Origin of the sequence: Sphingomonas sp., assembly GCF_035317925.1 — a bacterium.
Lineage (GTDB): Bacteria > Pseudomonadota > Alphaproteobacteria > Sphingomonadales > Sphingomonadaceae > Sphingomonas_I.
This window is the reverse complement of the sequence record NZ_DATHFV010000032.1, coordinates 1-8,211: the sequence shown is the minus strand read 5'-3', so window position 1 is coordinate 8,211 and position 8,211 is coordinate 1. Positions and strand designations below refer to the sequence as shown.

9 protein-coding genes are annotated in these 8,211 nt (G+C 64.6%); 4 read left to right on the top strand and 5 right to left on the bottom strand.

What is annotated here, in order from left to right:
- From VK533_RS02395 to VK533_RS02385, 3 genes are all read right to left on the bottom strand, one after another.
- A partial coding sequence (locus tag VK533_RS02395; RefSeq protein ID WP_324374664.1) for a chemotaxis protein CheA occupies nucleotides 1-1,797 on the bottom strand: 1,797 nt, incomplete at its 3' end.
- A 79-nt stretch (nucleotides 1,798-1,876) separates the two neighbouring features.
- On the bottom strand, nucleotides 1,877-2,500 hold the full coding sequence (locus VK533_RS02390) for a histidine phosphotransferase family protein (protein WP_324374662.1): 624 nt from the start codon (nucleotides 2,498-2,500) through the stop codon (nucleotides 1,877-1,879).
- Nucleotides 2,501-2,536: 36 nt separating this feature from the next.
- The gene (locus tag VK533_RS02385) at nucleotides 2,537-2,944 is read right to left on the bottom strand and encodes a M67 family metallopeptidase (RefSeq protein ID WP_324374660.1); all 408 of its coding nucleotides are present in this window, start codon (nucleotides 2,942-2,944) and stop codon (nucleotides 2,537-2,539) included.
- Between the two features lie 91 nt (nucleotides 2,945-3,035).
- Here VK533_RS02385 and VK533_RS02380 point away from each other — a divergent pair, with 91 nt between their 5' ends.
- From VK533_RS02380 to rpoH, 4 genes are all read left to right on the top strand, one after another.
- Nucleotides 3,036-3,452 carry a hypothetical protein gene (locus tag VK533_RS02380; protein WP_324374658.1) on the top strand — a complete coding sequence of 139 codons (417 nt, stop codon included), beginning with the start codon at nucleotides 3,036-3,038 and terminating at the stop codon, nucleotides 3,450-3,452.
- Nucleotides 3,453-3,612: 160 nt separating this feature from the next.
- Entirely contained in the window at nucleotides 3,613-4,893 is a 1,281-nt protein-coding gene (locus VK533_RS02375) for a serine hydrolase domain-containing protein (RefSeq protein WP_324374655.1), read from the top strand.
- Between the two features lie 451 nt (nucleotides 4,894-5,344).
- A complete protein-coding gene (locus VK533_RS02370) occupies nucleotides 5,345-6,301 on the top strand; it encodes an RluA family pseudouridine synthase (RefSeq protein WP_414712271.1) in 957 nt (318 codons plus the stop codon).
- A 69-nt stretch (nucleotides 6,302-6,370) separates the two neighbouring features.
- Entirely contained in the window at nucleotides 6,371-7,273 is a 903-nt protein-coding gene (gene rpoH, locus VK533_RS02365; protein WP_324374651.1) for an RNA polymerase sigma factor RpoH, read from the top strand.
- Here the strand turns inward: rpoH and VK533_RS02360 are convergent.
- Together VK533_RS02360 and VK533_RS02355 are read right to left on the bottom strand one after the other, a co-directional pair.
- Nucleotides 7,270-7,755, bottom strand: coding sequence for a nuclear transport factor 2 family protein (locus VK533_RS02360; protein ID WP_324374665.1), 486 nt, complete (start codon nucleotides 7,753-7,755; stop codon nucleotides 7,270-7,272). The two genes, rpoH and VK533_RS02360, sit on opposite strands and share 4 nt — an antisense overlap.
- 26 nt (nucleotides 7,756-7,781) lie before the next feature.
- On the bottom strand, nucleotides 7,782-8,211 hold a 430-nt coding region (locus VK533_RS02355), incomplete at its 5' end, for a transporter (protein ID WP_324374649.1).

Sequence of the window (8,211 nt, the reverse complement as noted above, 5' to 3'; positions counted from 1 at the left end):
CTGAAGCGGCAGCATCAACGTACCGCCGGTCTCGACCACGCTCGCGGTCGCGACATCCTCGATCCGCTCGACCAGAGCCAGGCGTACGCCGCGCGTGACGCCGTCGAGATCGCGGAACAGCAAGGTCGGCAAGGCGACCTTGATCTTGGAGCGCTCGACCGGCTGTTCCTCGACCGCCTCGTGGACGACGCGGACGCCGGCCGCGGCGGCGATGCCCGCGACATCGAGCAGCAGCATCGGGCGGCTATTGTCGGGCAAGGTGGTGCCGGCATAGACGCCGCTCGCCATCAAGGCGGGCGCGGCCGGTTTCACAACCAGTTCCTCATGATCGTGCACGGCTTCGACGCCCAGCGCGTAACGCTCGCCGCCGCCCGCGCGCAGCACGACCAGCAAGGCCGGCTCGGGATTGTCGGTCAGCCCCATGAAGCGGCCGAGATCGACCACCGGCAGGCGCACGCCGCGAATGAAGGCGACCAGCTCGCCGCCGATCCGCTCGAGCCGAACCTGATCGCCCTTGGGACGAACCAGCTCGTCGATCGCCGAACGCGGAATCGCGAAATGCGTGCCCGCTACGCTGATCGTCAGCGCGGGGATGATCGTCAGGGTGAGCGGCACCCGCAGCGCGAGGCGCAGGCCCTGGCCGGGCGTACTCTCGATATCGACCGTGCCGCCGATCCGTTCGATATTGGCGCGGACCACGTCCATGCCGACGCCGCGGCCGGATACGCCGGTGACTTCGTTCGCGGTCGACAGGCCGGGCTCGAAGATCAGGTCGAGTTTGCGCGACCAGTTCATCGCCGCCGCCTGCTCGGCGGTGACGAGGCCGGCTGCGATCGCCTTGCGCACGACGCGCTCGCCATCGATGCCGCGACCGTCGTCGCTGACTTCGATCAAAATCTGGTTGGCGGACTGGCGCGCGCCGATGCGCAAGCGCCCAAATTCGGGCTTGCCCACGGCGCGCCGGTCTTCGGGATGCTCGATGCCATGATCGAGCGCGTTGCGGACGATATGCGTCAGCGGATCGCGGATCATCTCGATCATCTCGCGATCGAGCTCGACGTCGCCGCCGTCGACCTCGAGCCGGACGGTCTTGCCGAGCTCGGCCGAAAGATCGCGTACCATGCGCGGCAGCGCGGAGAACAGGGCGTCGATCCGCGACATGCGCGTGCGCGTGATCGCATCGCGCATCTCGCCGACGCATTGCGAAAGCCGATCGAACGCGACGTCGGTCGCGCTGTTATTGCCCGCCGCGCGCAGCAGGCGCGACAATTCGTTGCGCGCCAGCACCATGTCCGACACGCCCGCCATCATCCGGTCGAGCAATTCGACCGGCAGGCGGATGCTGCGCGATACGGTGCGCGTCGGCGGGGTCGCCGGCAGCACATTGATCTTGGCGACCGCCGCCGCCGCGTCCTGTACGGACGTGATGGCGTCCTGCGCGAGCGCGGCGATCAGGAATTCGTCTTCGCCCTCGGGCAAAATCTCATTGGCTTCGAGCGCATCGGTCAGCTCGCCGATCCGGTCGATGATCGCCAGCACCGCGCTCACCAGGGCCTGGTCCGGCGACCGTTCGCCCGCACGTACATCGGCCAGCGAATCCTCGGCGGCATGGCTCAGCCGCTGCAGGCGGGGCAGATCGAGGAAGCCGCAGCTGCCTTTCACGGTGTGGACGAAGCGAAAGATCGCATCGAGCCGGGCCTTGTCGGCGGGCTGCGCCTCCCAGGCAACGATCTCGCCCGCGAGCGCTTCGAGCGTCTCGCGCGTTTCGGCAATGAAATCCGTGAGAAGATCGTCCACGTTTTACCCGTTCGGTTGGTTTCCGGACGGCTGTGGCACGGCGGGGGTAAAGAAGCGCTTAACCCTAACCCCGTGGGAATCAGGCGGGCAGGCTCGCCGCCAGCAGCAATACGCCGTCCTCGCCATCGGCGAGCGCGATGCTGCCGCCGGCTTCTTCCGCGAGCTTGCGGATCAGCCAGGCGGCCGAGGTGCGCGAGCTGACCGCGCCCACGCCATCCGCGAGTACCCCGCGGATTTCGGCATCGAGCACGATCCGCGGCCCTTCGGCGCGCACCACGACCTCGCCTTGCTCGACCCCGACGGTGAGCCGCCCGCCGCGCACCAGCGCGTCGAACGCGACCATCGCCAGGTTGAGCAGGATCTTGGCTGCCGTCTTGGGGATTGCGGGGATTTCGACCATCCAGCCAAGCTCGATCCGTGGATTGCCGCGCACCAGGCCGACGACCGCGTTCTTGACCTCATCGGCGGCGAGCGTCTCGCCGAAGCCGCCGCCCGCGCCGAATGCGAGCCGGAAGAATTTGAGCCGGTCGGCGGACGCGCGCGCGCTGTCGGCGAGCAACTCCATCACCCGCGCCCGCATGTCGGGGTCGTCCTCGTCGGCGAGCAGTTCGAGCCCGTTGCTCATCGCACCGACGGGGCTGAGCAGATCGTGGCACAGACGCGAGCAGAGCAGACTGGCGAACTCGACCGAGCTGTCGGACATGGGAAAGGCTCCGATAAGGGATACGCGCTTTGGCGTTTAGCCCGTGGAAGCACAATCCTGGTTAACAATCATTTGCGCTTCGCTGAATCCGCCGTGCCCCGCCAGCCACAATCGCGCTTCCCCGCCGCCGATGATTAGCCAAACTTTGCCGGGCTCGGCCGACGCCAGATCGCGCGGCGACGGCTCGGTGCTGCCATTGGGGTGCGAATGATAATGGCCGATCAGCCGCGGCCCGCCCTGCCGCTCCAGCCGGATCGCCATGAACAGGGACGCGGGTTCGATCTCGAACATCCGGTCGGGATCGTCGGCGACATTCGGCGTCCATTCGGCCGCCTCGATCCGGTCCGCCGATCCGAACAGCAGACCACACACTTCGCGCTCTGGCGTCGCTGCCGCCTCGGCGAGCAGTCTGTCCAGAATGTCGGAGGCGATTTCCATGACCATCGGACCTGTTTAACACGAGATCGGATTTCCGTCCGCTAATGATGGGGAGGCGTCGTTGCGCTGGACGTGCGAAGTCGCATATCGTCGGGCCGTGACCGAACTTGCATTCGAACTTGGTGGCGGGTTGAAAGGGCTCCCGCTTGGGTTATCCAAGGAACGAGTCCGAGCGTTCTTCGGGAATGACCACCAGCAGTTCAGGCGCTCACCGGACAGCAATCCGACAGACTATTGGGCGGCTGCGGGAGTGTTTGCTTACTACGATGGCGCCGATTTCTTGGAAGCCATGGAATTCTCGAGCCCCAGCGATCCGACCCTGAACGGCGCATCCCTCGTGAGGGTGTCAATGGGAGACGCCATCGAGCGCTTGCGTTTGCTCGATCCCGATTTGAGCGTCGAACCGGGCGGTGCGACCTCAACAAAGCTCGGGATAGGCGTCTGGTCCTCAACGGGCGCCCTCGATCAACTCGTGATGTCCGCGATCACATTTCGGCCAGGGTACTACGAGTAAAACAGGCAGGCAGCTTGTGGGTCGAAGCCGCGGTAAAGCCCGCCGATCACCATTCCCGATATGCGACCAAAGTCGGGGGTCGCGGTGATGCACACCCACGTACCGTTCTGCTATCACTCCACCCGAACCTGCAAAGCAGGGTATAAAACAAGGGAGTGCTATGGATCGCCGGATCGTCGCAGCGTGTTTGGCAGGTCTTCTGGTCGCGCCTACACCCCTCGCCAGCGCTGCCCTCACGGCCGCCACGCCAGCACCGGTCCGGATCGACAAAAGCCGTATCGACGCTGCGCTCGCCAACATGATCTCCAGCGGGCGCGCCGCAGGCGTGTCGGCCCTGATCTGGCAGGACGGACGCGAAGTCTATTTCGGCAAGGCCGGTTTTGCCGACCGCGAGGCCAAATTGCCGATGACGCGCGATACGCAGGTCGAGCTATTCTCGATGACCAAGCCGGTCACCGGCGTCGCGCTGATGCAATTGTGGGAGCAGGGCAAGTTCCGGCTCGACGATCCGCTCGCGAAATATCTGCCTGAATTCGCGCACATGCAGATCATGGACAAGGACGGCACGCTCCATCCCGCGACCCGGCCGATCCTGGTGCGCGATATCCTGCGCCACACCGCCGGCTTCTCCTACGGCACCAGCATGGGCCACGAGCCCGCCGACGAGGCCTTCTCGAAGGCCGATCCGCTCGGGCTCGATCATGATCTGACCGAGATGGGCAAAAGGCTCGGCCAATTGCCCCTGCTGTTCGATCCCGGCACCGAGTGGCGCTACAGCGTCGCCGCCGACGTGCAGGCGTTGCTGGTCGAGACACTGAGCGGCCAGCCCTACGAGGCCTATGTCCGCCAGCACATCCTCGATCCGCTCGGCATGCGCGAGACGGGCTGGACCAAGCCGCAAGACCGCCTCCCCCGCTTCGCCGCGCTGTATCTGCGCAAGCCCGAAGGCGGCGCCATCGTCCGGCAGGACAATGCGGAGTCGCGTCGCGTCAATTTCTCCCCGCGCAAGCTCACGCCGGGCGGCTACGGGCTGGTCGGTCCGATCGATGATTATATGCGCTTCGCCCGCATGCTGGTCGGCCAGGGCAGCCTCGACGGCGTGCGGATCCTGCAGCCCGAAACGGTCAAGCTGATGAGCACCAACCAGCTCGATCCCGCCACCACCGAGCGCAGCTGGCTGCCGGGCAAGGGCAATATGGGCTTTGGCTTCGATTTCGCGGTGCGTGTCGGCCAGCCGAAGGACGCGCAGGAAGCGCGCGGCACGATCGGTGAATATTTCTGGGACGGCGCCGCCTCGACCCTGTTCTGGGTCGATCCGGTCAACAAGCTGACCACCGTCTTTTTCGCGCAGACCCGCCCGAACGATCAGACGTTGCATCGCGACCTGCGCCGCGCGGTTTATGGCGACGATTATCTGGGGCCGGATAAGGTTCGGCAGTAGCTCGCCAGCGTTGAGCGGCCGCGCCGCTATCCGTCCAGATTATTTCAGATCCGGTGGAATTGAGAGCCATAGCGTTGCGCCGCCGATCATAAGCGCGAATGCGGCCATGCAAACAACCGTAAGAATGGTTGATCTCGACGCGTCGGTTCGTAGAGCGAGCATCATTCCTGCTGCGCTGATTGTAACCAATAGACAGGACGTTACTAGCAACCGCGTATTTGGCGCTCTGTCTCCCGCGATCAACCAGGCAGACAAAACCTCAATGGCGGCGGTGGCGGTCGTGATCAGGCCGAGTCCGCGACGTAGGACTGCCTTTAGTGATGTTTGGCTGACCTGGGGCGGCGGCTTCTTCGTCATCGGAGGATCATAAATGGTCCGGCGGTCGTCCGCCATTGAATCGATAGCCGCAAGCCCCCTTGAAAACGCCGCGCATCGCCCCATATCGTGCAAAGTGCACGCGGGGGTTCAGGTAAAACAGGCGGTAATGCCGGCGGAAATGGCCGGCTGGCGCCTCGATCGCGCACTTGCAGCGGTCATCCCGACCTTGTCGCGCGAGCGGCTCAAAGTCCTGATTTCAGCGGGCAACGTCACGGTCGGCGACAAGATCGTCCGCGATCCCGCCACCAAGGTTACGGGCACGCCCGATATCTCGGTCGCGATCCCCAATCCGGCCCCGGCGCATAACGAGGCGCAGGATATTCCGCTCGTCATCGCGTTCGAGGACGAGCATCTGATCGTCGTCGACAAGCCCGCCGGGCTGGTGGTCCATCCGGCCTGCGGCAATCTCGACGGGACGTTGGTCAATGCCCTGCTCCACCATTGCCGGGGGTCGCTCTCCGGCATCGGCGGGGTCGAGCGGCCCGGGATCGTCCATCGCATCGACAAGGATACGTCGGGTTTGATGGTGGCTGCAAAGACGGACCGTGCGCATGCAGGTCTTGCAGCCCAGTTCGCGGACCACAGCATCGATCGCCGCTACAAGGCGATCGTGGCGGGCCGCCCCCGTCCGCCCGCGGGGCGGATCGAGGGCAATCTCGGCCGCAGCTCGACCAACCGCAAGAAGATGGCGGTGGTCAGCCCCAGCCAGGGCAAGCATGCGGTGACGCATTACACCACATTGGCCCCGCTCGACGGCGCGGCGCTGGTGGAATGCCGGTTAGAGACCGGACGTACGCATCAAGTGCGCGTCCATATGGCGTCGATCGGGCACGCGTTGCTCGGCGATCAGGTTTATGGTGGGCGCGGGGTTCGCGACCATCGACAAATGTTGGAAGAGCTTGGTTTCCGGCGCCAGGCGCTTCATGCGGCGCGGCTCGGCTTCATCCATCCGGTGACAAGCCAGGCTTTGTCGTTCGAAAGCAACATGCCGGGCGACATGCAGCAACTGTTCAGCCATCTTTCGGTATGAACATCTAGACGATCCGTCGCCTCTTAAGTGACGGTCGGGACCGAAAAGGTCCAGGGAGATTTAAGTTTTATGGCCAACGGCAATCGTGCGGTGGCAACCATTCCGGCGCTGGGCGGGGAGCAGAGTCTCAACCGCTATCTGTCGGAAATCCGGAAGTTTCCGCTCCTCCAGCCGGAGGAAGAATATATGCTCGCCAAGCGCTTTCAGGAACATGGCGATCCTGAAGCGGCGGCGAAGCTCGTCACCTCGCATCTGCGACTCGTGGCGAAAATCGCGATGGGTTATCGCGGTTACGGGCTGCCCGCGTCCGAACTGATCAGCGAAGGCAATATCGGCCTGATGCAGGGCGTGAAGAAATTCGAGCCCGATCGCGGCTTCCGCCTCGCGACCTATGCGATGTGGTGGATCCGCGCCTCGATCCAGGAATATATCCTGCGCTCGTGGAGCCTCGTGAAGATGGGCACCACCGCCGCCCAGAAGAAATTGTTCTTCAACCTGCGGCGGATGAAGAGCCAGATCGACGCGTTCGAGGACGGCGATCTTTCGCCCGAGCATGTCACCAAGATCGCGACCGATCTCGGCGTCAGCGAGGAGGAAGTCACCTCGATGAATCGCCGCATGGCGATGGGCGGGGATACCTCGCTCAACGTGATGGTCGGCGAGGATGGCGACGCGCAGTGGCAGGATTGGCTGGTCGACAATGATCCGCTCCAGGACGAGCGGCTTGCCGACTCGCAGGAGAAGGAAGTCCGCCATGACATGCTGACCCAGGCGATGGACGCGCTCAACGACCGCGAGAAGCATATCCTCGCCGAACGCCGCCTGGCCGACGATCCCAAGACGCTGGAAGAGCTCTCCCAGGTCTATGGCGTCAGCCGCGAACGCGTGCGCCAGATCGAAGTGCGCGCCTTCGACAAGCTGCAGAAGGCGATGATGCGCATCGCCGGCGAGAAGAGGCTGATGCCCGCCTAACCGGCTGGCTGGATGATCTCGCGATAGGTCGCCCAGCCGGACGGACTGCCGGCATAGCGCCGGTAGATGACTTGCGAACGGCCGCGGAACAGGAAGGGTTCGCCCCCTGCCCGCGGCGTTCCGCGGATCGCGAAGCGCGATTGCTCGATCGCGACATCTCCGATCACCACGAAGGATTCGACATCGTCGGAGACGAATTCGAGGCGGAAGGCCTTGAACGTCCCCGCCATGTCGGCGCGCAACGCGTCGCGCCCGACCAGATATTTATCATAGGCCAGCGCCTTGACCACCTCGGGGTGGTGATAGGCCATCACCTTGTCGAGATCGCCGGTGGCGAAACCGTCGCGCAGACCTTCAAGCGTCTTGTGCAAGGCCGCCTGATCCGCGGCAGGCCCGTCGATCACGACCGTATCGGAAGCAGCCGCCGCGGGCGCCGCCAGTATAGCGAGCGCTAGGCAAAGCGCCGGAATGAACCCATCCATTTTCCGCACGACGCTTCGTCTCCCGTTCAGAACTTCTCGCTGATCCCGAAATACAATTCCACGTCCGGCGTGGCGTGGTTCAGGCCGGCCTGCGCACCGGCATCGAGCTGGATTCGGTCCTTCGGCTGCCACGCGAGATAGGCGCCCGCCAGCGCCTGGGTCGAATGCCCGTCGGGATCGCGGTCGCGGATCAACTGGCCTTCGACCGACATGCTCCATTTCTCGCTGAGCTTCACGCCCAGCCCCGCCGCGCTGCCATACGCCGCATGCCAGCCCTTGCCGTCGCCATCGACCGCCGCGTCCAGCTCGGGCGTCGCCTCCAGCGTCAGTTGCTCGGTCAAATCGTAGCTGACCGGGATCAGCAGCCCTGCCCCCCAATCGCCCGCGCCAATCCCGTTTTTGCCGGTCGGCAGGCTCACCGAAGGCAGCAACGCCGCCGAAAAACCGTCGCCGCTC

Coding starts and splice junctions, on each gene's coding strand:
- VK533_RS02375 (WP_324374655.1), top strand. CDS start 3,613: ATGGATCGCCGGATCGTCGCAGCGTGTTTGGCAGGTCTTCTGGTCGCG.
- rpoH (WP_324374651.1), top strand. CDS start 6,371: ATGGCCAACGGCAATCGTGCGGTGGCAACCATTCCGGCGCTGGGCGGG.
- VK533_RS02390 (WP_324374662.1), bottom strand. CDS start 2,500: ATGTCCGACAGCTCGGTCGAGTTCGCCAGTCTGCTCTGCTCGCGTCTG.
- VK533_RS02385 (WP_324374660.1), bottom strand. CDS start 2,944: ATGGTCATGGAAATCGCCTCCGACATTCTGGACAGACTGCTCGCCGAG.
- VK533_RS02360 (WP_324374665.1), bottom strand. CDS start 7,755: ATGGATGGGTTCATTCCGGCGCTTTGCCTAGCGCTCGCTATACTGGCG.